This is a genomic window from Kitasatospora paranensis (assembly GCF_039544005.1).
Taxonomy (GTDB): domain Bacteria; phylum Actinomycetota; class Actinomycetes; order Streptomycetales; family Streptomycetaceae; genus Kitasatospora; species Kitasatospora paranensis.
This window is the reverse complement of record NZ_BAABKV010000001.1, coordinates 2779437-2802599: the sequence shown is the minus strand read 5'-3', so window position 1 is coordinate 2802599 and position 23163 is coordinate 2779437. Positions and strand designations below refer to the sequence as shown.

The window sequence follows — 23163 nt, the reverse complement described above, 5'->3', positions numbered from 1 at the left end:
AGGCGTGATGAGCGGCAACGGCACGGCGGACGGGACGCGAGGGCCGGCCCGGCTCGGCGAGCCGCTGCCCGCGGACCTCCGGGACGCGGGCGAGCGCCTGGAGCGTCGCGAGCTCGCCGACCTCCAGCTGCGGCGGCTCCAGCACACGCTGCGGCACGCCTATGCGAACGTCGAGTTCTACCGCCGCTCCTTCGACGCGGCCGGCGTCCGGCCGGAGGACTGCCGCTCGCTCGCCGACCTGGTGCGCTTCCCGTTCACCACCAAGGCGGACCTGCGCGACAACTACCCGTTCGGGATGTTCGCCGTGCCGATGGCCGACGTCCGCCGCGTGCACGCCTCCAGCGGCACCACCGGCCGTCCCACCGTGGTGGGTTACACCGAGAACGACCTCGCGATGTGGGCCGACGTGGTCGCCCGCTCCATCCGCGCCGCCGGCGGCCGCCCCGGCCACAAGGTCCACATCAGTTACGGCTACGGGCTGTTCACCGGCGGGCTCGGCGCGCACTACGGCGCCGAACGGGCCGGCTGCACGGTGATCCCCGCCTCCGGAGGCATGACGGCCCGCCAGGTCCAGATCATCCAGGACTTCCGGCCCGAGATCATCATGGTCACCCCCTCGTACATGCTCACCCTGCTCGACGAGTTCGAGCGCCAAGGCGTCGACCCGCGCAGCACCTCGCTGCGGATCGGGATCTTCGGTGCCGAGCCCTGGACGGAGGAGATGCGCCGCGAGATCGAGGAACGCCTCGACCTCCACGCGGTCGACATCTACGGCCTGTCCGAGGTGATCGGCCCCGGGGTCTCCGCCGAGTGCGTCGAGACCAAGGACGGCCTGCACATCTGGGAGGACCACTTCTACCCGGAGGTCGTCGACCCGTTCTCGGACGAGAGCCTGCCCGACGGGGAGAGCGGCGAGCTGGTCTTCACCTCGCTCACCAAGGAGGCGCTGCCGATCATTCGCTACCGCACCCGCGACCTGACCCGGCTGCTGCCCGGCACCGCCCGCCCGGCCTTCCGGCGGATGGAGAAGGTCACCGGACGCAGCGACGACATGATCATCCTGCGCGGGGTCAACGTCTTCCCCACCCAGATCGAGGAGATCGTGCTGCGCACCCCCGCGGTCGCGCCGCACTTCCAGCTCGAACTGACCCGGCGCGGACGGATGGACCACATGGCCGTCCGGGTGGAGTGCCGTCCCGACGCCACTCCCGAGCAGCGCACGGCCGCGGCGGCCCTGATCGCCACCGGAGTGAAGGACGGCGTCGGGGTGAGCGTCACCGTCGAGATCGTCCCACCGGAGACGATCGAGCGCTCGGTCGGCAAGATCCGCCGCATCGTGGACGCCCGCGACCGCTGAGCGGCGGGCATCGGGACGGGGCGCGGGGCGGTGGGTCGATCGCCGTGGTTCAGGCCCGTTCGGCGTCGTGGGCCGCGATGGCCGCGGTGATCCGCAGCAGGTCGGCGGGGCGGGCCGGGTCGAGGCCGGTGAGGGCGGCGATGCGGCGCAGCCGGTAGTCGACGGTGTTGGGGTGCAGGTGGAGGGCGCGGGCGGTGTGGCGGCGGTTGAGGCCGCCGGCCAGGTGGGTGCGCAGGGTGGTGAGCAGTTCGCCGCCGGGTGCCAGGGGCTCGATCAGTGAGGCGAGCCGGGGTCTGGCCTGGCTGGGCCGGGTGAGCTGGTACTCCAGGAGCAGGTCGTCCAGCCGGTGCAGCCCGGCCGGGCGGTCGAATGCCTGGGCGACGTCGAGGAGTTCACGGGCGAGAGCGGCCGCCGCGGCGACCCCGCGCGGTTCGGCGGCGGCCGCCCCGGCGAGAACGGGCACCCCCGCCGCGTGGGCGGCGCGGGCGAGGGCCTCGGCGATCCGGTCCCAGTCGGCGGTGGGGACCTCGCCGGGTCCGCACTCCAGCGGGACGAGCACCGGGCCGCCGTCGGCGGACAGCAGGGAGAGCGCCGACTGCCTTGTGTGGTGGTCGAGTTCGGCGCGCAGGCGGCGCAGTTTGCGGTGTCCCGCGACGGTGCGGTCCACCCCGTCCGCCCGTTCGTCGGGGTGTTCGGGGACGGCGAGGACCAGCACGGCGTAGCAGGGCGGCAGCCGCAGTCCGGCCCGGCCGGCGGCCTCCTCGGCGGGGCCGCCGTCGAGCAGGGCGGTGAGCAGGGCGTGCCGGGCGGCGTGGTGCTCGTCGGCCATGGTGCGGCGTTCCTCGAAGTAGCCCGCGCCGGCCGCGGCGGTGACCTGGCGGAGGTGGTCGAGGAGCAGCCGATTCAGGGTCAGCAGGTCGGCGGTGTCGCCCTCGCGGGCCTGACCCGCGACGAGGTCCCAGCAGATCTGCAGCCCGAGGTGGTGGGCGAGCAGGACGGCGTCGAGCGGCAGCCCCTCCTCGGCGCGGCGGGCGGCGGCGTCCCGGACGGCGTCGAACTCCGCCGCGGGCACCGGTTCTCCGGTGCGGACGGCCTGGGCGAAGGAGCGGATCCGGCCTTCGGTGATCCGGGTCAGTTCGCCGAAGACCTGTTCGCGGGGGAGGCGCCGGTAGGTGGGGACGCGGTCCAGCAGAGCCGCGATGACGGCGTCGACCAGGGCCGGGACGGTGGCCAGCAGCCGCTGGTCGGCCGGGACGCCGCCGATCACCGGAATGCGCCAGAGCTTCTCCGACACCGCCGCGCCGTTGTGACTGCTCACAGAAATCACCGTCCAGGTCTGGAGGACGCCCAAGGGTCGGCCCGGCACGGCGCCCCCATCATGGAGCTCCGGTTACCTGTTGGTAACAAACTTCTGGTGTGGAGGCAACAGTTGAGAACCCCACTTCTCCGCTTCTCCGCAAGACTCCCGCTCCGCAGGCTGTTCGGCACGCTCACCCCGGCGTTCCTGGCGGCCGCCCTGCTGACCGGCGGCACCGCCCCCGCACATGCCGCCGTTCCCGCCGCCGAGTCGGCCGCGGCCACGAGTTCGACCGCGCCGGACGGTGACTCGGTCGCCTCCCCGCCGGGCGCCAACGACTGGAACTGCCGCCCCTCGGCGGCCCACCCCGATCCGGTCGTCCTCGTCCACGGCACGTTCGCCAACCGCTACGAGAACTGGCTGACCCTGTCGCCGTTGCTGAAGTCCCTGGGCTACTGCGTCTTCGCCCTCGACTACGGCACGGTGCCGGGCATCACCTCCTCCGGCAGCGGCCTGCTGCTGCCGATCGGCGGGCTCGGCCCGGCGGCCGACTCGGCGGCCCAACTCTCCCGCTTCGTCGACCTGGTGCGCTCGGCGACCGGTGCCGCCAAGGTCGACCTGGTGGGCCACTCGCAGGGCGGCATGCTGCCGAACTACTACGTGAAGTTCCTCGGTGGCGCGGCCAAGGTGGGCAAGGTCATCGGCCTCGCCCCGTCCAACCACGGCACCACCCTGGACGGCATCGCCAACCTGGCGCCGTACCTGCCGCGGGTCACCGAGCTGATCTACACCTCCTGCCCGGGCTGCCGGGACCAGGTCGTGAACTCGGCGTTCAACCAGAAGCTGGCCTCCGTCCCGGACACCGTGCCCGGGGTGCAGTACACGGTGATCATGACCGCGCTGGACGAGGTGGTGACCCCGTACCGGACCCAGCGGCTGTCGGGGTCGAACGTCACCAACGTGACCATCCAGGACAGTTGCCCGATCGACCTGGCCGAGCACGTGCTGATCGCGTTCGACCCGACCGCGCTGCACTACGTGGTCAACGCGCTCGACCCGGCGCACGCCACACCGGTGTTCTGCGGCTGACGGCTGACGGCTGACGGCTGACGGCTGACGGCTGACCGTGCGGGCCCGGGTGGGAAACCATCCGGGCCCGTACCGGCTCGGACCGTCAGCCGTCCTGCTCCAGCAGGGCGAGGGCGAGGTCGCGGAGCGGGGTCAGCCGGCTGGCGCTGAAGCCGTGGTAGACCGCGTTGGTGAGCAGTGCCAGGTAGCGGCCGGTGGCGGGGGCGAGGTACAGGCTGGTGCCGGTGTAGCCGTGGTGGTACGCCACCCCGGCGTCGGTGACGATCCAGCAGAGACCCCGGCTGCGGCCGGCCTCGATGGCGATCTGCGGGCGCAGGCTCTCGGCGAGCCACCGGTCCCCGGCCAGCAGGTGTTCGGCGAAGGTCGCCAGGTCGGCGGCGGTCGAGAACACCCCGGCATGGCCGGCCACCCCGCCCAGCAGGGCCGCATTGGGGTCGTGCGGCACGCCCCAGGTGCGCGGGGCACCGCGCAGCCGCTGCTCCGTCGGTGCGACCTGCGGTGAGCGCCGGAGCGGGCCGAACTCGGTCTCGTTCATGCCGACTTCGGCCCAGTAGTCGTCCGCGAGCACCTCCAGGCGACGCCGGTGTGCGGCGGCGAGAAGTAGGCCGAGCAGCACGAATCCCCGGTCGATGTAACGGTGTTCGCGACCTGGAGGGGACACCAGGGGGCGGCGCAGAGCAGTTCGGCCAGCGGCCGGTCGGTGAGCAGGTAGCGGTCCAGCCGGGTGACGGGTTCGAGTCCCGAGCTGTGGGTGAGCAACTGCCGTACGGTCAGTCCGCCTCCGGGCAGGGGAGTTCCGGGAAGCGCGCGGCGATCGGCTCGTCGAGGCCGAGCAGGCCGTCGGTGAGGGCGCGGCCGGTGAGCGCCCAGGTGGAAGTGATCTTCGTGAGTGAGGCGAGGTCGTAGCGGGTGTGCTCGTCGGGTGCGGCGGGGCCGCATTCCGGTGCGACGGTGCCGCGGGCGTGGACGAGGCGGCCGGTGCCGGCGCAGTCCCCGAGGAGGAGCACCCCGCCCGGTACGCCGCGGTGGTGGACGGCGGTCTCCAGCGCGTCGGCCAGGGCGGCCGCCGCGGTGGACGTCCAGGGCGTGGTGGTGGTCACGGTACGTCCCTCCGTTGCCGGTTGAACGGGGTGCGTGCGGTGGTGCGGTGGTGCGGTCCCGCACGGATTGTCGCCCTCCGCGGGTGTCCGGGCCAGAGGGCCTCCGGGTGCCGACGGGTGCGGATGGACGGGTGCGGACGGGTGCGGACGGCCTGGAGGGGTGTCGGCGGGGTGCCGGTGGGGTGCCGGTGGGGTGCCGGTGGCGTCAGCTCCGGTCCGCGGACAGCTCCCGGAGGGCGGCCGTGGCGCGCTCCGCGTCGTCGGCGCCGACGAACAGGTGGTCGTGGTGGAAGCCGGCGACCACGTTGCAGCTGATCCCCTCCCGGGCCAGCGCGCCGGCGACCGCCGCGGTCAGGCCCACCGCGTCCAGGGCGGAGTGCACCTTGAGGGTGATCCAGGCCGCCACGTACGTGTAGCGCAGCCCCAGTGAGTCGGCCTCCTCCTGGGGGACGACCGCCGTCACGCCCTCCGGTTCGGCGACCGTGGCCACCGGGCGCAGCCCGGCCGGCACCTTCGCGGGGAACGTGCAGTACACGTACCGCCCCGGGTTGAGCACGGGCTCCAGCCCGGCGAGCAGCACGGCGAGGTCTCGTTCAGCGGCCATGCGGCCCACCGTAGTGCGCCCCGCCCCCGGTACGGGGCATTCCACGCCCGCCCGGGTCCCGAGTCGGGTGCGGTGGCAGGGCGGGCTGTCCTCTGCCAGCGAACCTGGTTGGCTTCAGTGGTCGAGTTCCAGAGGCTCCCGGTCGAGGCCGGAGGGCGCACGACCGGGTGGTGGGCTCATTGCATGACTTCGAGATGCGGATGGTCGAACGACGTCGGGCAGACGTAGATCTGCATGTTGTAGCCCCGGCCGATCTGAACCATCGGCGGATCGGAAGGACGGCGCAGCCCCGTGGGGCCTGAGGGCTCCTCGCGGTCCTCCAGGGGGATCCAGCTGCCGCTTCCACCGTCCCATTCGCCGGAGTCGACGGTGAACAGGGGCTTGTACGGGGTGTTGCAGCTCCGGCAGTGCATGGGTGAGGGGTCGCGGAAGCTCCACGGGCCCCAACCGCCGACCTTCCAGCCGGGAGCGACCGAGAGCTCGTACTGGTAGTAGGCGCCGCCGGGGCCCTCCTCCGATTCCTCCTCCTGCTCTTCCCCCCAGTTGTGGAGGCGGTCGGCGAGTTCTTTCGGGAGTTCGAGGGGTGCCGGGTACTCAGTGACGACCTCGGGGTGCAGGACACAGGGCTCGGGAACGTAGTCGCCGTAGTGCTCGACGTCCGCGGGTTCCGGGGGTCGGTGAGCAGCGTGCCGACGCTTGCTGCGTTCCGCCAGACGAGGTGTGCGGCGGGGAGCGCCTCGTCGTGGTCGAGGGGGCACCACAGCACTTGCAGAAGGTCGCTTCCCTCCGGGCCTGAGAGCCCTGGGATGTCGCGGAGGTAGAGCTGGGCGACCGGCAGCAGGGCGTTCGGCTCGGTGTGGGCCGGGTGCCCTGCTTTGAGCTTGTCGAGGTACGCGCGCTGGTCAGGGTCGAGGAGGTCTTCGCGGGGTTCGCGAGGGCGAAGCCAGGCGGCTTCGAGCAGCGCCCGCATCTGGCGGACGTCGTCGAGGGAGACGGGCAGCTTGTGGTTGTAGTGCTCCTTCGTGCAAGCCGGCCACACCTCGTTGGCCGGCCACAGGAGCGGTCCACCGACGGAGCTGTCGTGAACAGTCGGCCGACCCGCGCGGGGGTGCAGGCGGACAGCCTGCCGGGCCAACGGCGCCAGCTCCGGGAAAATGGACGCGATGTCAACAGGCCGGGGTGGGGTGGTTCTCGACATCTGTGCTCCTCCAACAGCCACCTGCGAGTTCGTGTGGACTCTACAAGCGGGGCGTGACAGCCCTGATGATCAGCCCGAACCGGTCTGGCTGAGGACCACCGGACCACTCGAAATGGACGCTGCCGCATCGATGGCGACCGTCCGCCAGGCCCAGAGCGGCGATGCGGCATTTGTGCTCCAGTGACAGCCTCGATTCGTTCTACGGTACGGACGGCCGACCAACCGTCGGTGAGACTGATCAAAGCGTCGCAGCCGCGCTGGTCGGCGCCAGCCCCCGGTTCCTGCTGGCCAAGGACGGCTGGCTGACCGGCGTCGCCGGGCTCTGGTTCCTGATCTCGATCAGGGCCAGGCGCCCGCTGCTCTTCCACGGCGGCCGCCCCCTGCTGGAGGGGCGCTTCCGATCCGACGGCACCTCGTGGGACGTGCTGTGGGAACGCGAGCCGGCCTTCCGGCGGATCTGGCGGGTCTCGACCGCGATCTGGGCAGTGGCGATGCTGATCGACGCCGCCGTGCGGATCGTGATGGCCTACACCCTGCCGATGGACCTGGTCCCCGGCCTGGGCGCACTGCTCTGGCCCGTCACACTGGTGCTGCTGCAACTGGTCAACGTCTACTACGAGGTGGCCGGACTCTGGCGGCTGACCGCCGGCACGACCACGCCCTCGACGGATGACTGAGCGCCCGCCCGCCACCTCCGGCCACGCCAGGAAACTCGCCGCAGGCCTCGACGCCGAACGCTCACCCACCGACTCGACCACTCACTCGCCAACTTGGCGTTGTTCACGAGTCGCGGTCGGGTGATGGTCACGGAACGGGAGGCACCCTGCAGCTGGCCCACTCCTAGGTATCGTCGGCGTCCCCTCGCGGCGCCGATCAAGGCCTTTTAGACGGGCCCTGGACCGTTCGCCAACGTGGGGCCTCGTCGTCGGGCACGTCCGGGGAGGCAAAGTGGAACGGCACCCCGAGGTGCTCGGCCAGGGCCCGGCCCGCCTCGGCTGCGGCAGCGCCCGGCGGGGGGCCACCACGGCGGCGATGGACGGTTGCCAGGTGGCCTTCCCCGGTCGGATGCTCCAGGACCGCGACCAGCAGCACGAACCAGTCGTGGACGGTGTCGCCGTCCCACAGGGCCTCAACGGCGGCCACCTGGCCTGGCAGAGCCACGGCGCGAGTCGCAAGGGAGGGAACGTCGAGCGGATCATGCGGGCTGTGCACGCGGTCACCGAGGGCCTCGTAGCGCCCGATGACCACCTGCTCCGCCTCGCGCAGGCCCACCCCCAACGGCTGCAGAGCAACCCACACGTCCTTGACTGCTGCAATCCGGCGGTCTCGCAACACGTTCGCGTCGACCTCCTGGCGGGTCTGTTCCTCCAGGTGGGCCCACCAACCGCTCACCGGGGTACTCCGCCGGATTCCATGGCTTGCGTCATGAGCCGAACGTACGTCAGGACCGCCGGGCGATCCAGTCGGCCCGTCGCGCGGGAGGCACGGTGCTGTCGAAAACGTGAACACTCTGCCTCGGCCTCAGGAGACTCCTGCCTCCCGAGCCAATGTCGAAGTGCTGCTCATTCTCGCGGATGAAGCCAACCGCCGCAGCCGAGGCCTCTCTTGGCACGCTGGTGACATGAACGGCTTCCAAGATCAAGAGCTGATTGATTCGCTCGTCGCTGCAGAGTCTTCCTCATGGAGCATCAGGGCTGCTGCGGGGCTTCGGCTGGCGGCGGCGCCTCGGATCGGGGCCGTCGCCGATGTCCTGCGCCGCCTCTTGCTGGACGTTGGAAGACACCGCAGTGACCTCGGGGGCAGCCGCGGCCCTGTTGGCACGTGGGGACCCGGCCGGTCCGCGTGCCGTGCTTGCAGCCCGAGCCGACACGACCGCCCAGGGGACTGCTGACCAGCTCGGCGCAGAGTTGGACGGTGATCCGCGCTGGATGACCGGTGACGGCGTGACGGCACTCTTCCGGCAACTTCAGGTGCTGGCGGCGGATGCGGATCCAAGGGTTCGCGACGAGGCCCAACGGCGACTGTCGCTCCTGGCCAGGACGGCTGACCTGTGGCGGCCCATCGTCACTGTCGCAAACTGCCGTCGGTCCACCTTCAGTGGCACGCGGTCCAGATTCGCCGGCACAGGACACGGGCCGCGGGTCGTCAACCGTCCAACCGTTGACGAGCGACAGTCACCGATATATCGTCGAGTTATCGAGATGCTTCGGTGAGAGGAGCGTCCACGTCGAGAGGTGGTGCGCGTCATGCGCGCAGGAAAGCGATACAGGGGAGAGCGTCGGCGCGGCGGAATGCCCGGTGAGGGCTTCGAGTCGTTCGAGGGGCGGCCGGCCTTCGGGCCGTTCGGTGGCCCCGGCGGGCCCGGGATGCCCGGCATGCCGCCGCGGCCGATGGGTCCCTTCGGCCACGGGTTCGGCCCGGGGCACGGCCACGGCGGCCGGGGTGGCGGGCGCGGCTGGGGAGGGCCCCGCCGCGGTGGCCGGGCCAGGCGCGGGGACGTCCGGGCCTCGCTGCTCGCGCTGCTCAAGGAGCGGCCGATGCACGGCTACGAGATGATCACCGAGATCGGTGAGCGGACCGGCGGGGCCTGGCGGCCCAGCCCGGGATCGGTCTACCCGACCCTCCAGCTGCTGGAGGAGGAGGGGCTGATCGCCGCTCAGGAGACCGGGGGAAGAAGCTGTTCGACCTCACCGAGGCCGGGCGTGCCGAGGCCGAGGCCGGCCCGGACTCGCCCTGGGAGGAGGCGGGCCGGGGAGTCGACTGGGAGGCCGTCCAGGAGGTCGGCGCGGCGCTGGGCGCCGTCGACCACGCCATCCGCCAGGTGATGACGACCGGCAACGAGGAGCAGCGGGCCAAGGGCCTCGCCGTCCTCAACGAGGCGAAGCGCAAGCTGTACCTGATCCTCGCCGACGAGCAGGTCTGAGACCGGGTCCGCCCATGTGGCGGGCGGCGCCGGGGCCGGTCAGGCCCCGGCGTCGTACTCGTAGCGCCAGCGCCAGCGGCCCTTGGTGTCGTACTCCTTCGCCCGGCGGTAGACCAGGGTGACGGCCGGGGTGTCGTGGTACGCCGGAACGGGGACGCGGTAGACCTTCGGCACGTTGTGGAACGGCGTCAGCATGACCGGCAGGGCCCTGCCGTCCAGGGGGCCGCCGACGAATGGGGTCTCCGTGCTCTTCACGTCCACCAGGGTACGCGGCGGCCCCGCCGCCACCGGCCCGGCCGCGGTCCCCGCCGGGCAGGGGCCGTGCGGCGCCCCCGGCGGACCGTCCGGGCGGGCCCGCGTGCAGGTCCGGCAGAGGTGGTGTGGAGCAGGTGTGACCGGTGCAGCACCGCCCCCGGTCATCCGGGGGTCCCCGGCAGCCTTATCCTGCTCTGTACGCCCCCGGGTTCCGCCCGGGTCCGCGGGCCCCGTACGGGCCGGTGCCGAGCGCACGTTGGTGCGTCCGCCCGCCGAGTCGCAACTCTCGAACTCCGTACCGTGACCCCGGGCGCCGGCCGTCCGGAAACCCCGGATCCGGCCCACGGCAGACTCGGCACCCGGCCACCCCGGGAAGCAGCGGGCCGCGCCGGGCGTTGCGTCGGATGTTGCGTCGTCGACGTGCCGCACCAGGCACGGCGGATCACGGCAGAGCGGAAGGGGCCCGATGGAAGCCAGCAGCAGGTGGACCACCTGGTGGCGGCGTGAGCGGCGGCAGGACGAGCCGGTCACGGGCGGGGAGGCGGCTGCGCGGCTGGATCTGCTGCTCGGTGCCGTGCGTGCCGGATTCCCGCTGGCACCGGCCGCCCATCCGGCCGGACACCGATGTTCCTGCGACCGGGTCGGCTGTCCGGCGCCCGCGCAGCACCCGCTGTCCTTCGCCTGGCAGACCCAGGCCACCACGGAGCCCGAGCAGCTCGCCCGCTGGCTCTCCCGCGATCCCGAGGCCAACTTCGTGACCGCCACCGGCCGCATGCACGACGTCCTCGACGTCCCGGCCGCCGCCGGCCGCCTGGCGCTGGAGCGCCTGGACGAGATCGGTGTCGGCGGCCCGATCGCCGCCGTCGGCGATGACCGCTACCTCTTCTTCACCGCGACCCGCGGCACCCCCGACGAGGACGAGTGGTGGACGAGCGCGCTGGACTCCACTCCGGACACCATGTCCGAGCACCCCGGTCTGCGCTGGCATTGCCGCGGCTCGTACACCCTGCTGCCGCCGGCCGCGCTGCTCGACGGCAGCCAGGTGCGCTGGCTCCGCGGCCCGGAGCAGCCGCTGCCGGACCCGCTGCGGGTCCTCGACGTGCTCACCGACGCCTGCACGGAGGTCGGCGCGGTCGCCGAGGAGCAGTGGCTGATCGGCTGACCGCTCGACCGCCCGGTCGACCGCCTGCTCGATTGCTTGACCGCTCGACCGCTTGATCGACGGGCCCGCCGGCCCGTCCGCGACCGGACCGGCCGCGGTCCCGCTCGATGCGGGCCGCGGCCGTCGTCGTCGGTGCGCAGGGCCTGCGCTACGGCAGGGTGAGGATCTCCGCGCCGGCGCCGGTGACGACCAGGGTGTGCTCGAACTGGGCGGTGCGCTTGCGGTCCTTGGTGACGACCGTCCAGCCGTCCTCCCAGACGTCGTAGTCGTAGCTGCCCAGGGTCAGCATCGGTTCGATGGTGAAGGTCATGCCGGGCTTGATCACCTCGGTGGCCCGCTCGCTGTCGTAGTGCGGGATGATCAGCCCGGAGTGGAACGACGTGTTGATGCCGTGGCCGGTGAAGTCCCGCACCACGCCGTAGCCGAAGCGCTTGGCGTAGGACTCGATGACCCGGCCGATCACGTTGACCTGGCGGCCCGGCTTGACCGCCTTGATCGCGCGGTCGAGGGACTCGCGCGTCCGCTCGACCAGCAGCTTCGACTCCTCGTCGACGTTGCCGCACAGGTAGGTGGCGTTCAGGTCGCCGTGCACGCCGTGGATGTACGCGGTGGCGTCGATGTTGACGATGTCGCCGTCCTGCAGCACGGTCGAGTCCGGGATGCCGTGGCAGATCACCTCGTTGACGGAGGTGCAGATCGACTTGGGGAAGCCCCGGTAGCCGAGGTCCGACGGGTAGGCGCCGTGGTCGCACATGTACGCGTGGGCGACGGCGTCGAGCTCGTCCGTGGTGACGCCGGGCGCGATGAGCTTCGCGGCCTCCTCCATCGCCTGCGCGGCGATCCGCCCGGCGATCCGCATCTTCTCGATCGTCTCCGCGGTCTGCACCTCGGGGCCGTTGTACGGCGTCGGCGCGGGCCGTCCCACGTACTCCGGGCGCGCGATGTGCGCGGGGACCTTGCGGGTGGGGGACTGCGTGCCGGGTACGAGAGCCATGACCGCGAGTCTATCGGGCGCACCCCGGCAGGCCCGGCCGTGTGTACGGGCCGGGTGTCGGGAAAGGATCATCCCAGGACGACGGGCGGTGCGTCGGAGCACGGCGTCCGTATGCGACGAAGGAACGAACGGGAGCAGTACTGATGGCACTGGGATTCGGCCGCAAGCCCACCGGCAAGCCGGGGAGTGGTTCTACTGCATCAAGCACGCCAAGGTGGAGGAGGGCCCGGAGTGTCCGGCCAAGGACCGGCTCGGCCCGTACGCGACCCGGGAGGAGGCCGCGCGCGCCCTGGAGACGGCCGACGAGCGCAACCGCGAGTGGCGCTCCGACCCGCGCTGGAGCGACGGCCCGCCCGCCGGCGACGACCAGGGCTGACGACAACGCCGGCGGCGGCGCCGACGGCAGGGCTGAGCCGCCGTCAGACACCCACCGCCTCGGCGCCGTCGACCGGTCCGGACTCGCCGGACTCCCCGGCCGCGCCGGAGCGCTCGGCCGCCGCGGCGCGGACGGCTGCCGCATGGGGGTCCGTCCGGTCGTCGTAGGCCAGCAGGGCGGGCAGTGCGGCCGCCAGCGCCGCCACCCCGAGGACGCAGGCCACGCCGCCGCTCCACACCGCGGCGCGGACCCCGACCAGGCCGGCCATGCCGCCCGCCCTGACCTGCCCGAGCTGCGGGCCGACGGAGTAGCTCAGCAGCTCGACGCCGGCCATCCGGCCGCGGACCGAGTCCGGGATGGACTGGTTCCACATGGTGGCCCGGGCGGTGCCGCTGATCTGGTCGGCGCCGCCCGCCACGGCCAGGCAGAGCAGCACAGCCCACAGATTGCCGGCCAGCCCGGCGAGGGTCATCGCGACACCCCAGCCGAGCGCGGCCAGCACCAGCATGCGGCCGTGCCGGTGGATCCCGGACGTCCAGCCGCCGGTCGCCGAGACCACCAGCGCCCCGGCCGCCGGGGCGCCGTACAGCAGGCCGAGCGCCCAGTTCGCGTGCAGTTCGGTGGCGAGGAAGGGGAAGATCGCCACCGGGAAGGCGAACAGCATGGCGCAGATGTCGATGGCGTACGTGCCGAGCAGGTCCTTGCGGCTCCAGGCGTAGCGGACGCCGGTGGCGATCGCCCGCAGCGACGGCGGTTCGGCCCTGCCGGACGGCGGGACGGCCCGCATCCGCGCGAGCAGCAGCAGGGACGCCCCGAACGTCAGCACGTCCAGCGCGTACGCGGTCTGCACCCCGGCCGCGGCCACCACGACGCCGGCCAGCGCCGGACCGGCGACCGAGCCGACGTTGCGGTACAGCGAGTTGAGCGCGAACGCCGCGGACAGCTGGTCGTGCGGCACGATCCGCGGCGTGAGCGAGTCCAGGGCCGGGCGTTGCAGCCCGTCGACGGCGGCGACCAGTGCCGCCACCAGGTACACCGGCCAGAGCACCGGGTGCGGCAGCAGGGCGTTCAGCAGCAGCAGCGCACTCAGCAGCCCGAGCCCGCCCTCGGAGAGCAGCACCAGCCGGCGGCGGTCCAGGGCATCGGCGAGCGCACCGCCCCACAGCCCGAAGACGATCAGCGGGACGAGCTCGAAGGCGCCGACCAGGCCGACCATGAAGGTCGACGCGGTGAGGTCCTTGACCTGCATCGGCACGGCCACGTAGGTGAGGAAGCTGCCGAAGCTGCTGACGCAGCCCGAACCCCAGAGCAGCCGGAAGTCACGCGAGCTGTGCCACGGGGTGGTGTCCGGCCGCAGCCTGCGGAGCAGGGCGCGCAGCCGGGCCGGTGGGGCGGCCTGCGCGGACGGGGAGAGTTCTGGGGTCACGGGGCGCCATCATCGGCGGGGCCCCGGCACCCGGCAACCGGTTTTCGCCCGCCGCCGCATCCGGCCGGCTCCCCGCACAGCCGCAGGACCGCCGGGGGACGGGCAGGGGCCCACCGGCGGCGGAGGACCGGCGGATCACCAGCGGAGCACCGGCGGGGCCGCCAGCTGTCCGGCGAGCCGCGCCAGCCGGACCCGCAGCCCCCGGTGCCGGGCCGGGCTCGCCGCCGCCGCGCTCACCAGGTGCTGGACGAGGTCGAACGGGCCCTCGCCGGCCACCGGGACGGCCAGCCGCTCGTGCGCCAGGGACCCGAGCTCCTGATCCCCCGCGTCCAGGGCGAGCACCGTCGCGCCCCCGCGCCGGGCGTCGTCGACCCGCTCCAGCAGGGCGTCGCCGGGCCGGTCGGGTGCCACCACCAGCACCGTCGCCCCCGCCGGGCCTCGGCCAGCCGGGGCAGCCCGTGCGCGAGATGGGCCGGCGCGCCGGCCGCCACCCGGTGCCGCAGCAGCACGGGGGCGAGCGCGCCGATGCCCGCCCGGGCCGCCTCGTCGCCCAGGTGCGCGGCCAGGTGCCACGGCTCGTACGCGTCCGTGCCGACCAGCAGCAGGTCTGCGGCGGCGCGCCGGGTGACCGAGCGGTGCAGGGCACCGCCGAAGGCCCGGGTGACGTCCAGCAGGCCGGTGCCGGCCAGCGACGCGCTCAGTGCGGAAAGTCTCACCGCGTCCATGCCGCCCAGAATGGAGCAGCGGGCCGTGCTTTGGCAGGATCTTCGGCATGACGCAACCCGAATCGGTGAATCCCGCCCCCGCGGCGGCCCCTGCCCCCTCGACGTGTCCGCCCTCGTCGTCGGTGTCCTCGGCGGTACCGGCGACCAGGGCCGCGGGCTGGCCTACCGGCTGGCCAAGGCCGGACAGCAGGTGGTCATCGGCTCCCGGACGGCCGAGCGGGCCGAGGCCGCCGCCGCCGAGCTGGGCCTGGGCGTGCGCGGCGCGGACAACGCGGCGTGCGCCCGGGAGAGCGACATCGTGATCGTCGCGGTGCCGTGGGACGGCCACGCGGCGACCCTCACCGCCCTGCGCGCGGAACTCGCCGGCAAGATCGTCGTGGACTGCGTCAACCCGCTGGGCTTCGACAAGCAGGGCGCCTACGCCCTGAAGCCGGAGGAGGGCAGTGCCGCCCAGCAGGCCGCCGCCCTGCTGCCGGACTCGCGGGTGACCGCGGCCTTCCACCACCTGTCGGCGGTGCTGCTCCAGGACGCGGCCGTCGAGGAGATCGACACCGACGTGATGGTGCTGGGCGACGACCGCGCCGCCACCGAGGCCGTGCAGGCGCTCGCGGCGCGGATCCCGGGCATGCGCGGGATCTTCGCCGGGCGGCTGCGCAACGCCCATCAGGTGGAGTCGCTGGTGGCGAACCTGATCTCGGTGAACCGCCGCTACAAGGCGCACGCGGGCCTGCGGATCACCGACGTGTGACCGGGCCGACCGGCCCCCGGCCGCGGGCGGGGGCCGGTCGGTGACAATGGACGGCGACCGCCCCCGTCCCGAGGAGCCCCCGCCATGCCCCGCAACGCCCTGTTCGCCTCGATCGTCCTCGTGCTCGCGGTGACGGCTGCCGTCGTCTCGTTCGTGGAGGGCAACTGGTTCGGGGTCGTGTGGGTGCTGATGGCGGGCGTGTCGTCCAACATCGCGTGGTTCTACATCCGCAAGGACCGGCTGGAGCGGGCCCGCGCCGAGCAGGCCTGACCGGCGCGGGCGGCCCGGCGCCCCGGCGGTCAGTTCTCCCAGAACCGGAACAGGAACTGCCCGACCACCGGGTACGCGTCGGACACCCCGAACAGGTGGATGATCCGGAACACCAGGTCGGAGAACCACCGGCTGGCACCGGTCTGCCAGAAGATCACGAAGACCGCGAGCATGCCGTACGGCGCGAACGGCGCCACCGCGCGCCGGGCCTTGTACGACAGCCAGGGCTCCAGGATGCCGTAGCCGTCCAGCCCGGGCACCGGCAGCAGGTTCAGCAGCGCGGCGCTGACCTGGAGGAACGCCAGGAAGCCGAGCGCGGACGGGAACGCCGAGACCACCAGGTCGTGGCCCTGGTACTGGGCCGGGAGGGACGGGTCGTCGAACACGCCGGAGTTCACCAGCACCAGCAGGGCGATCCCGCAGACCACGTTGACCAGCGGACCGGCCGCGGAGATCAGGCTGTGCTTGAGCCGCCCCTGGATGCGGTGCCGCTCGATGTAGACCGCGCCGCCGGGCAGGCCGATCCCGCCCATGATCACGAAGATCACCGGCAGGACGAAGCTCAGCAGGGTGTGCGCGTACTTGAACGGGTTGAGGGTCAGATAGCCCTTCGTGCCGATCGTGATGTCGCCGCTGTGCATCGCGGTGCGGGCGTGCGCGTACTCGTGCAGGCAGAGCGAGACCATCCAGCCGGCCACCACGAACAGGAAGACCCCGAAACGGGCGTTGCCGAAGCCGCTGGCCACCGCCCAGCCCGAGGTGCCGAGGGTGGCGAGGAGCACCCAGAACACCGGGCTGATCCGGTTCTCCTCGCTGCGGCGCTGCGTGGTGGCGAAGGTCATGGTGCGGAGCTCCGAAATCGGCCGGGGAGGGGCAGGGGACGATCATGCCGGGCTGCCTGCGACGACGACAAGCCACCAGGAGTGAACGCGTGGCGGCCGTCCGCGGTTCCGCCCGCTCCTCCGGCCGTGGCCCCGCCCGGCACTCCGGCCGCGCGTCCGCCCGGACATATGTGCGTGGGCGAGCCGTCGCGTCGACCAGAATGGTGCCGTGCACTACGGCATCCTCGGAACCACCACGGCCCACCACGACGACGGCACCCCGGTGCCGCTCGGCGGTGCCCGGCTGCGGGCCCTGCTCGCCGCCCTCGTGCTGCGCGAGGGCCGGCCCGTCCCCGCCGACCTGCTGGTGGACGAGGTGTGGGGCGACGCACCGCCCCAGGACTCCGCCGCCGCGCTGCAGACCCTGGTCGGCCGGCTGCGGCGCACCGTCGGCCGGGACGAGATCGGGTCCGGCCCCGCCGGCTACTGGCTGACCGGCCGGCAGACCGACGTCGGCGAGTTCCAGCGGCTCGCCGCCGAAGGCCGCCGGACGCTCGCCGACGGCGACCACCGGCAGGCCGCCGACCATCTGCACGCCGCGCTCGCGCTCTGGCGCGGCCCGGCCCTCGCCGACCTCCCGGAGCTCTCCGGCCCGGCCGTCCGGCTGGAGGCCCGGCGCGACGAGGCCCGCCGCCACCGGATCACCGCCGACCTGGCGCTCGGCCGCGCCGCGGAACTCACCGCCGAACTCGCCGAACTGTGCGAACACCGCCCGCTGGACGAGCAGTTGCACGCGCTGCTGATCCGCTCCCTGCGCGCCGAGGGGCGCACCGCCGAGGCCCTCCAGCAGTACGACCGGGCGCGGCGCGTCCTCGCCGACCGGCTCGGCGCCGACCCTGGGCCGGAACTGCGCGCCCTGCACGCCGAGTTGCTGGCCCCGGAACCGGCCGCGAACCCTGCCCCGACGCCGCCGGCCGCACCGGCCCCGTCGCCCGCCGCCGCACCGGCCGTCCTGTTCGCCGCCGTACCGGCCGCCCCGGCCGCCCTGTTCGCCGCCGCACCGGCCGCCCCGTCCGCCGCCGTACCGGCCCCGTCGCCCAGGCCGCAGGGCAACCTGCGGCCCCGGCTGACCAGCTTCGTCGGCCGCGACAGTGACCTCGAAGCTCTCGAACTCGCTCTCAGAGCAGGCCGGTTGACCACCCTGACCGGCCCCGGCGGCTCCGGCAAGACCCGGCTGTCCGTGGAGGCCGGCCGCGCCGAACTCGCGTCCGGCACCTGGCCGGACGGCGTCTGGATGGTCGAACTCGCCCCGCTGGAGGACCCGGCCGCGGTGCCGGACGCCGCCGCGGCCGCTCTCGGGCTCCGCGAGACCGTCCTGCACACCGGCAGCGCGGTCGCCGAGGTGATCGACAGCCGCCGCAGCGACCCCGCCCGCCGGCTCGTCGAGCACTGCGCACCCCGCCGGATGCTGCTCGTCCTCGACAACTGCGAACACCTCGTCCAGGCCGCCGCCGACCTCGCCGACCGGCTGCTCGCCGAGTGCCCGCAGCTGACCGTCCTCGCCACCAGCCGCGAACCGCTCGGTGTCCCCGGCGAGAGCGTGCTGCCGGTGGAACCGCTGCCCGACCCGGTGGCCCTGCGGCTGCTCGCCGAACGCGGCGCCGCCGCCCGGCCCGGCTTCACCGTCGCCGACGACCCGGAGGCCTGCGCGGAGATCTGCCGCCGGCTCGACGGTCTGCCGCTGGCCATCGAACTGGCCGCCGCCCGGCTGCGCGGCCTGACCCCGCGGCAGATCGCCGACCGGCTGGACAGCCGCTTCGGCCTGCTCACCGCCGGGTCACGCACCCTGCTGCCGCGCCAGCAGACCCTGCGCGCCGTCGTCGACTGGAGCTGGGACCTGCTCGGCAAGCGCGAACGTGCCGTGCTGCGGCGGCTGTCGGTCTTCGCCGGCGGCTGCACGCTGGAGGCCGCCGAACAGGTCGCCGCCGACGGCGTGGAGGTGCGCCGCGAGGACGTCGCCGACCTGTTGCTCTCCCTCGTCGACAAGTCGCTGGTGATCGCCGACCTCGGCGGCGAGCCGCGCTACGGGATGCTGGAGACCATCCACGAGTACGCCGTGGAGCGGCTCGCCGAGTCGGGCGGCGACGGTGCCCAGGAGCGCCACGTCCGCTGCTTCCGCGAGCTCGTCCGGGTCGCCGACCTCAGCCTGCACGGGCCGGAACAGCTGGAGTGGCTCGCCGCCCTCGACCGGGAGCAGGAGAACATCCGGGCGGCGACGCGCGCCGCCGTCGAGGCCGGGGACGAGCAGGAGGCGCTCGTCCTGGCCCTCGGCATGAGCTGGTTCTGGTCCCTGCGCGACTACCGGCGGGAGGCGCGGGACTGCTACGAGGCGGTCTGCGCCCTCGGTCCCGACCCGTTCGCCGACGACGCCCCGGCGCCGGTGCCGCTCGCCTGCGGGCCGCTGGACACCCCGCCGCCGCTGGCGCCCGCCGTACTGGAGGAGGGCCGCCGCCAGCTCCACCTGCACCGGCTGGTCGCACTGTTCACCGGCGACATGGCGATGCTGGGCGAGCCCGCCGCGCTCGAACTCTCCCGCCGGGTCCTGGCGGCCTACACCCCGGACCTGCCGCAGTCGTACCGCTTCCCGGCGCTGCTGCGGGTGTTCGCGGTGTTCCTCTCCGGGGAGATGGACGGCATGCGGCTGACGATGGACGACGCGGTGGCCGGCGCCCGCCGGCACGGCCGGCCGCTCGACCTGGCCTTCGCCCTCCAGCTGCGGTCGCGGCTGCTGAACGACTGGGTGGGCAGCCTGCCGCAGGCCGTCGCGGACAGCGCCGAGGCGCTCGACATCTTCACCCGGCTCGGCGACCGCTGGGGCATGTCCGAGGCCCTGTCGGCCCAGGCGGAGAACGCCGCCCACCAGGGCGACGGCCGGGCCGCCGCCGAGGCCTACCGGCGGGCCATCGACATCGCCCGGGAGCTCGGGGCCTCGCAGGAGGTGCCGCTGCTGGAGGTCCGGCTCGGCGAGGTGCTCTTCGAGTTCGACGAGGAGGCCGGCGAGCGGATGGTCCGCGAGGCGGTGGAGGCCGTCAACCTGGGCAACCACGGCACGGACGGCGCCGTGCTCTACGGCCGCCTGGTGCTCTGCAACATCAGCACCCAGCGCGGCGACCACCCGGCCGCCCTGCACGAACTCGACCGGCTGGAGGAGAGCCGGGAGCTGATGGGCCCGATCCTGCCCGGCGCCTTCCGCGGCATCGTGGACTGCATCCGGGGGTGGGTCGTCGCCCGTTCCGGCGACCCGAGGCGCGGCCTGGACCTGCTGGCGTCCGGCCGGCGGCGGATGAGCGAGGTCCCGGGTGCGGCGACGGTCTTCGCCGAGCACATGTCCGTGATGCTGCTGCTCCCGGGCGCCGGCGTGCTGCTGGCCTGCGCCGAACTGCTGGGCGAGCCGGACGCGGCCCGCCGGGCGGCGGTGCTGCTGGGGGCCCACGACGGACTGCACGGCGCGCGCGGCTCCTTCATGGAGACCCGGGAACGGGAGCGGCTGGCCGGGGCCCTGACCGGCTTGCTGGGCGAGGAGGAGTACCGGGCGGCAACGGAGGAGGGCGGCCGCCTCGGTGTGTCCGAGGCGACCGCCCTCCTGAACGCCGCCGGGAGCCTCTGACCCGGCCCCCGGCCGTCCGTGACCGCGGGTCAGGTCCGCTTGCGGAAGCGGGCGACGGCCAGCGGTGCGGTGATCGCGGTGATCGCCACCGACCAGACGACCACGATGGTCACCGAGTGGGTGAGCGCGCCGCCGTTGATGAGGCTGCGGCAGGCGTCGGCCAGTGCCGACAGCGGGTTGTACTTGGTGAACGCCTGGAGCCAGCCCGGCATGGTGGTGGTCGGGGCGAAGATCGAGCTGCCGAACTGCAGCGGCATGATCACCAGCATGCTGACGCCCTGGACGGCCTGGGCGCTGCGCAGCGACATGCCGAGCAGCATGGAGATCCAGACGATCGACATGCCGAAGAGCAGCGAGAGGCCGACGGCGGCCAGCAGGTGCAGGAAGTCGGTCTTGATCTCCAGCCCGAGGATCATCGAGAAGCCGATGAGGATGGTGAAGGAGACCAGCCCGCGGCAGGTCTCGGCGACGATCTTGGAGAGCAGCACCGCGGCCCGGCCGATCGGCAGGGTGCGGAAGCGGTCCATCACGCCGGACTGGAAGTCGCTGTTGAGACCGGTGCCGACGGCCATCGCCAGGTTGAGGCCGGTGGTGCCGAGCAGACCCGGGATCATGTACTGGATGTAGTCGTGCTGGCTGCCGGAGACCGCGCCGCCGAACACGTAGACGAACAGCACGGTGAAGATGATCGGGATCAGCAGGGCGTCGAGCATCGACTCGGGGTCGGCCTTGATCCGCATCAGGTTGCGGCGGGTCAGCGCGCCGACGTGCCGCAGGTGGCCGGAGAGGCCGATCCGCTGGTCGTCGAGGTGGGCCGGGGCGGTGCCCGGGGTCAGGGTGGCGGTGGTCATGCCACGGGCTCCTTGTCGCGGATCGGGGCGGCGGACGGGGACGACTTGCCGGTGATCGCCAGGAACACCTCGTCCAGGCTGGGCAGTTCGGTGTGGATGCCCGCGATGCCGAAGCCGCGGGTGCCCAGCGTGCCGATCACCGCGGTCAGCTGGCCGTCGTCGGTGAGCTGCACGGACAGCAGGCCGGTGTCGGCGGAGAAGGTGGCGGCGATGCCGGCCTCCTGCAGGCAGCGGGCCATCTCCGGGAGTTCGGCCGGGTGCAGCGGCCGCACCTGGAGGGTCTGGCCGCCGACCTGGGTCTTGAGCTCCTCGACGCCGCCGGCGGCGATCACCCGGCCACGGTCGATCACGGTCAGCTCGTGGGCGAGCTGCTCGGCCTCCTCCATGTACTGGGTGGTGAGCAGCACGGTGGAGCCCTCGGCGACCATCCGCTGCACCTCGTCCCACACCTCGTTGCGGGTGCGCGGGTCGAGGCCGGTGGTGGGCTCGTCCAGGTAGAGCACCTTGGGCCGGCCGATCATGGAGGCGGCCAGGTCGAGCCGGCGGCGCATGCCGCCGGAGTAGGTCTTGGCGGGCCGCTTGGCGGCGTCGGTGAGCGAGAAACGCTCCAGCAGCTCGCCGGCGCGGGCCTTGGACTCCTTGGCGGAGAGGTCCAGCAGCCGGCCGATGAGGTACAGGTTCTCGTAGCCCGAGAGGAGTTCGTCGACCGAGGCGTACTGGCCGGTGAGGCCGATGGTGCGGCGCAGCTGCCGGGGCTGGCGCAGCACGTCGTAGCCGCCGACGACGGCGGTGCCGGCGTCGGGCTTCATCAGGGTGGAGAGGATCCGGACGAGGGTGGTCTTGCCGGCGCCGTTGGGGCCGAGCAGGCCGAGCACGGTGCCCTCGCGGACACTGAGGTCGACGCCGTCCAGCGCCCTGGTGGCGCCGAAGGTCTTGACGATGCCGCGGACTTCCACGGCGTTGCCGGTACGGGGCCCCCGGTCGGTCGGGGCGGTGGCGATCGCTGTCATGCCCCCAGGCTGCCCGGCCCGTCTGTCGCCCCGCTGTCAGGCCGCTGACAGCGGGCCGGTGCCGCTGTCGGCGCGCTGTCGGCGGGCCCGGGCGGCCGGACGTGCCGAGGGCGCGCCCACCGTGCGGTGGACGCGCCCTCGGCGCCGGTGCGGGGTGCGGGTGCGGTCAGCTGAAGCTGTGCTCCGCCGCCGGGAAGGCGCCGGACGCGACATCGGCCGCGAACTCACGGGCCGCGCCGCCGAGGACGGTGCGCAGGTCGGCGTACTGCTTGACGAACTTCGGGACGCGGCCGGCGGTCATCCCGGCGAAGTCCGTCCAGACCAGCACCTGGGCGTCGGTGCCGACACCGGCGCCGATGCCGACGGTCGGGATGGCGAGCTGCTCGGTGACCTGCGCGGCGAGGTCGGCCGGGACGGCCTCCAGGACGACCGCGAAGGCGCCCGCCTGCTGGACTGCCTTGGCGTCACGCAGCAGCCGGTGGGCCGCCTCGTCGCCGCGCCCCTGGACGGGGTAGCCGCCGAACGCGTGCACCGACTGCGGGGTGAGCCCGATGTGGGCCATGACCGGGATGCCGGCCTCGACCAGCAGCTCGATGGAGCGGGCGCTGCGCTCGCCGCCCTCCAGCTTGACCGCCTGGACGCCGGCCTCCTTCAGCAGCCGGGCCGCGTTGTGCATGGCCTGCGCGGAGGACTCCTGGTAGGAGCCGAAGGGGAGGTCGGCGACGACCAGGGCGCGCTTGGTGCCGCGGACGACGGCTGCGGAGAGCATCACCATCTGGTCCATGGTCACGGGCACGGTGGTCTCGTAGCCGAGGTGGCAGTTGCCCGCCGAGTCGCCGACGAGCAGGACGGGGATGCCCGCCTCGTCGAAGACGCCGGCGGTGAGCGCGTCGTACGCGGTGAGCATGGCCCAGCGCTCGCCGTGCTGCTTGGCCTTGGCCAGGTCGCGGACGGTCACGCGCCGGTTGGTGATGCCGCCGTACAGCACGGCGCCTTCCTGGCTCTGGACCGTGTTCTGCGCCTGGGCAGGCTGAAGCGGAGAAGCGTTCATCGAACAGACTCCTGAAGGGTTGACGTCTCGTGGCGCCCTGCGGCGTCCCCGGATCTGCTCCCATGCTTGCACGCCGCCGCCACGGCGCAAAGGCCCGGGGTGCCGCGTTGTTCGCCGGGGCTTTGCCGAGGCTTTACGATACGGGTCCGTCTCGTATCGAAAGAGGCGCTACTCTGGTCCGAAAGGGTTACGAGACGACGCCGACTCGTAAGTCCGCACAGCCCACTCGTACGGACGGG

The 23163-nt window shown here is 73.2% G+C and carries 22 protein-coding genes and 2 pseudogenes; 9 read left to right on the top strand and 15 right to left on the bottom strand.

Translation table 11 applies throughout. The features are described 5' to 3' along the window. Positions 1 to 7 precede the first annotated feature (7 nt). Positions 8 to 1357: a phenylacetate--CoA ligase PaaK gene (gene paaK / locus ABEB13_RS13735; protein WP_345705747.1), complete on the top strand. Its 1350-nt coding sequence runs from the start codon at positions 8 to 10 to the stop codon at positions 1355 to 1357. A gap of 49 nt (positions 1358 to 1406) precedes the next feature. Here paaK and ABEB13_RS13730 read toward each other — a convergent pair whose 3' ends face one another. Beyond that, positions 1407 to 2675 carry a PucR family transcriptional regulator gene (locus ABEB13_RS13730; RefSeq protein WP_345705746.1) on the bottom strand — a complete coding sequence of 423 codons (1269 nt, stop codon included), beginning with the start codon at positions 2673 to 2675 and terminating at the stop codon, positions 1407 to 1409. Positions 2676 to 2786: 111 nt separating this feature from the next. Here ABEB13_RS13730 and ABEB13_RS13725 point away from each other — a divergent pair, with 111 nt between their 5' ends. Further along, complete coding sequence (locus ABEB13_RS13725) at positions 2787 to 3743, top strand: esterase/lipase family protein (protein ID WP_345705745.1); 957 nt, start codon at positions 2787 to 2789, stop codon at positions 3741 to 3743. A gap of 85 nt (positions 3744 to 3828) precedes the next feature. Here ABEB13_RS13725 and ABEB13_RS13720 read toward each other — a convergent pair whose 3' ends face one another. The 5 genes from ABEB13_RS13720 to ABEB13_RS13700 form a co-directional block, all read right to left on the bottom strand. Then, positions 3829 to 4374, bottom strand: coding sequence for a serine hydrolase (locus ABEB13_RS13720; protein ID WP_345709663.1), 546 nt, complete (start codon positions 4372 to 4374; stop codon positions 3829 to 3831). Then, complete coding sequence (locus ABEB13_RS13715) at positions 4275 to 4502, bottom strand: hypothetical protein (protein WP_345710006.1); 228 nt, start codon at positions 4500 to 4502, stop codon at positions 4275 to 4277. Before ABEB13_RS13715 ends, ABEB13_RS13720 begins: the two co-directional genes overlap by 100 nt. An 11-nt stretch (positions 4503 to 4513) precedes the next feature. Continuing rightward, positions 4514 to 4843 (bottom strand): serine hydrolase, encoded by a 330-nt coding sequence (locus tag ABEB13_RS13710; RefSeq protein ID WP_345705744.1) that lies wholly within the window; start codon positions 4841 to 4843, stop codon positions 4514 to 4516. Between the two features lie 205 nt (positions 4844 to 5048). Further along, a complete protein-coding gene (locus ABEB13_RS13705) occupies positions 5049 to 5447 on the bottom strand; it encodes an ACT domain-containing protein (RefSeq protein ID WP_345705743.1) in 399 nt (132 codons plus the stop codon). A 176-nt stretch (positions 5448 to 5623) separates the two neighbouring features. Beyond that, entirely contained in the window at positions 5624 to 6205 is a 582-nt protein-coding gene (locus ABEB13_RS13700; RefSeq protein WP_345705742.1) for a hypothetical protein, read from the bottom strand. A gap of 601 nt (positions 6206 to 6806) precedes the next feature. Here ABEB13_RS13700 and ABEB13_RS13695 point away from each other — a divergent pair. Further along, a complete protein-coding gene (locus ABEB13_RS13695) occupies positions 6807 to 7322 on the top strand; it encodes a VC0807 family protein (RefSeq protein ID WP_345705741.1) in 516 nt (171 codons plus the stop codon). A gap of 196 nt (positions 7323 to 7518) precedes the next feature. On the opposite strand, the gene ABEB13_RS13690 is transcribed toward ABEB13_RS13695, so the two are convergent. Then, positions 7519 to 8037 carry a hypothetical protein gene (locus ABEB13_RS13690; protein WP_345705740.1) on the bottom strand — a complete coding sequence of 173 codons (519 nt, stop codon included), beginning with the start codon at positions 8035 to 8037 and terminating at the stop codon, positions 7519 to 7521. An 854-nt stretch (positions 8038 to 8891) separates the two neighbouring features. Between ABEB13_RS13690 and ABEB13_RS13685 the strand changes: the two are divergent. After that, positions 8892 to 9568 (top strand): annotated as a pseudogene (locus tag ABEB13_RS13685) (PadR family transcriptional regulator). A 39-nt stretch (positions 9569 to 9607) separates the two neighbouring features. Here the strand turns inward: ABEB13_RS13685 and ABEB13_RS13680 are convergent. After that, entirely contained in the window at positions 9608 to 9823 is a 216-nt protein-coding gene (locus ABEB13_RS13680; RefSeq protein ID WP_100892895.1) for a hypothetical protein, read from the bottom strand. Between the two features lie 466 nt (positions 9824 to 10289). On the opposite strand from ABEB13_RS13680, the gene ABEB13_RS13675 reads away from it, so the two are divergent. Then, positions 10290 to 10985, top strand: coding sequence for a bifunctional DNA primase/polymerase (locus tag ABEB13_RS13675; RefSeq protein WP_345705739.1), 696 nt, complete (start codon positions 10290 to 10292; stop codon positions 10983 to 10985). Between the two features lie 148 nt (positions 10986 to 11133). Here ABEB13_RS13675 and map read toward each other — a convergent pair whose 3' ends face one another. Then, positions 11134 to 11979, bottom strand: coding sequence for a type I methionyl aminopeptidase (map, locus tag ABEB13_RS13670; protein ID WP_345705738.1), 846 nt, complete (start codon positions 11977 to 11979; stop codon positions 11134 to 11136). Between the two features lie 214 nt (positions 11980 to 12193). On the opposite strand from map, the gene ABEB13_RS13665 reads away from it, so the two are divergent. Further along, on the top strand, positions 12194 to 12355 hold the full coding sequence (locus ABEB13_RS13665; protein WP_345705737.1) for a hypothetical protein: 162 nt from the start codon (positions 12194 to 12196) through the stop codon (positions 12353 to 12355). A 43-nt stretch (positions 12356 to 12398) separates the two neighbouring features. Here the strand turns inward: ABEB13_RS13665 and ABEB13_RS13660 are convergent, their stop codons facing one another. Next, positions 12399 to 13781 carry an MFS transporter gene (locus ABEB13_RS13660; RefSeq protein WP_380232451.1) on the bottom strand — a complete coding sequence of 461 codons (1383 nt, stop codon included), beginning with the start codon at positions 13779 to 13781 and terminating at the stop codon, positions 12399 to 12401. 135 nt (positions 13782 to 13916) lie between these two features. Then, a pseudogene (locus tag ABEB13_RS13655) lies at positions 13917 to 14506 on the bottom strand (hypothetical protein). Positions 14507 to 14567: 61 nt separating this feature from the next. Here ABEB13_RS13655 and npdG point away from each other — a divergent pair. Together npdG and ABEB13_RS13645 are read left to right on the top strand one after the other, a co-directional pair. Further along, positions 14568 to 15254 (top strand): NADPH-dependent F420 reductase, encoded by a 687-nt coding sequence (gene npdG, locus ABEB13_RS13650; protein ID WP_345709661.1) that lies wholly within the window; start codon positions 14568 to 14570, stop codon positions 15252 to 15254. 84 nt (positions 15255 to 15338) lie between these two features. Then, complete coding sequence (locus tag ABEB13_RS13645; protein WP_345705736.1) at positions 15339 to 15524, top strand: hypothetical protein; 186 nt, start codon at positions 15339 to 15341, stop codon at positions 15522 to 15524. Between the two features lie 29 nt (positions 15525 to 15553). Here the strand turns inward: ABEB13_RS13645 and ABEB13_RS13640 are convergent, their stop codons facing one another. Further along, a complete protein-coding gene (locus ABEB13_RS13640) occupies positions 15554 to 16366 on the bottom strand; it encodes a site-2 protease family protein (RefSeq protein ID WP_345705735.1) in 813 nt (270 codons plus the stop codon). 208 nt (positions 16367 to 16574) lie between these two features. Here ABEB13_RS13640 and ABEB13_RS13635 point away from each other — a divergent pair, with 208 nt between their 5' ends. Next, positions 16575 to 20012, top strand: a complete 3438-nt coding sequence (locus ABEB13_RS13635; protein ID WP_345705734.1) for an AfsR/SARP family transcriptional regulator — start codon at positions 16575 to 16577, stop codon at positions 20010 to 20012. Between the two features lie 29 nt (positions 20013 to 20041). Here the strand turns inward: ABEB13_RS13635 and ABEB13_RS13630 are convergent, their stop codons facing one another. The 3 genes from ABEB13_RS13630 to panB all read right to left on the bottom strand — a co-directional run bounded on the left by ABEB13_RS13630 (position 20042) and on the right by panB (position 22924). After that, on the bottom strand, positions 20042 to 20863 hold the full coding sequence (locus tag ABEB13_RS13630; RefSeq protein ID WP_345705733.1) for an ABC transporter permease: 822 nt from the start codon (positions 20861 to 20863) through the stop codon (positions 20042 to 20044). Then, complete coding sequence (locus ABEB13_RS13625; RefSeq protein WP_345705732.1) at positions 20860 to 21873, bottom strand: ATP-binding cassette domain-containing protein; 1014 nt, start codon at positions 21871 to 21873, stop codon at positions 20860 to 20862. Before ABEB13_RS13625 ends, ABEB13_RS13630 begins: the two co-directional genes overlap by 4 nt. 166 nt (positions 21874 to 22039) lie before the next feature. Next, positions 22040 to 22924 (bottom strand): 3-methyl-2-oxobutanoate hydroxymethyltransferase, encoded by an 885-nt coding sequence (gene panB, locus ABEB13_RS13620; RefSeq protein WP_345705731.1) that lies wholly within the window; start codon positions 22922 to 22924, stop codon positions 22040 to 22042. Positions 22925 to 23163 lie beyond the last annotated feature (239 nt).

Coding starts and splice junctions, on each gene's coding strand:
- paaK (WP_345705747.1), top strand. CDS start 8: ATGAGCGGCAACGGCACGGCGGACGGGACGCGAGGGCCGGCCCGGCTC.
- ABEB13_RS13705 (WP_345705743.1), bottom strand. CDS start 5,447: ATGGCCGCTGAACGAGACCTCGCCGTGCTGCTCGCCGGGCTGGAGCCC.
- ABEB13_RS13695 (WP_345705741.1), top strand. CDS start 6,807: ATGCGGCATTTGTGCTCCAGTGACAGCCTCGATTCGTTCTACGGTACG.
- ABEB13_RS13675 (WP_345705739.1), top strand. CDS start 10,290: ATGGAAGCCAGCAGCAGGTGGACCACCTGGTGGCGGCGTGAGCGGCGG.
- map (WP_345705738.1), bottom strand. CDS start 11,979: ATGGCTCTCGTACCCGGCACGCAGTCCCCCACCCGCAAGGTCCCCGCG.
- ABEB13_RS13645 (WP_345705736.1), top strand. CDS start 15,339: ATGCCCCGCAACGCCCTGTTCGCCTCGATCGTCCTCGTGCTCGCGGTG.
- ABEB13_RS13640 (WP_345705735.1), bottom strand. CDS start 16,366: ATGACCTTCGCCACCACGCAGCGCCGCAGCGAGGAGAACCGGATCAGC.
- ABEB13_RS13630 (WP_345705733.1), bottom strand. CDS start 20,863: ATGACCACCGCCACCCTGACCCCGGGCACCGCCCCGGCCCACCTCGAC.
- ABEB13_RS13625 (WP_345705732.1), bottom strand. CDS start 21,873: ATGACAGCGATCGCCACCGCCCCGACCGACCGGGGGCCCCGTACCGGC.
- panB (WP_345705731.1), bottom strand. CDS start 22,924: ATGAACGCTTCTCCGCTTCAGCCTGCCCAGGCGCAGAACACGGTCCAG.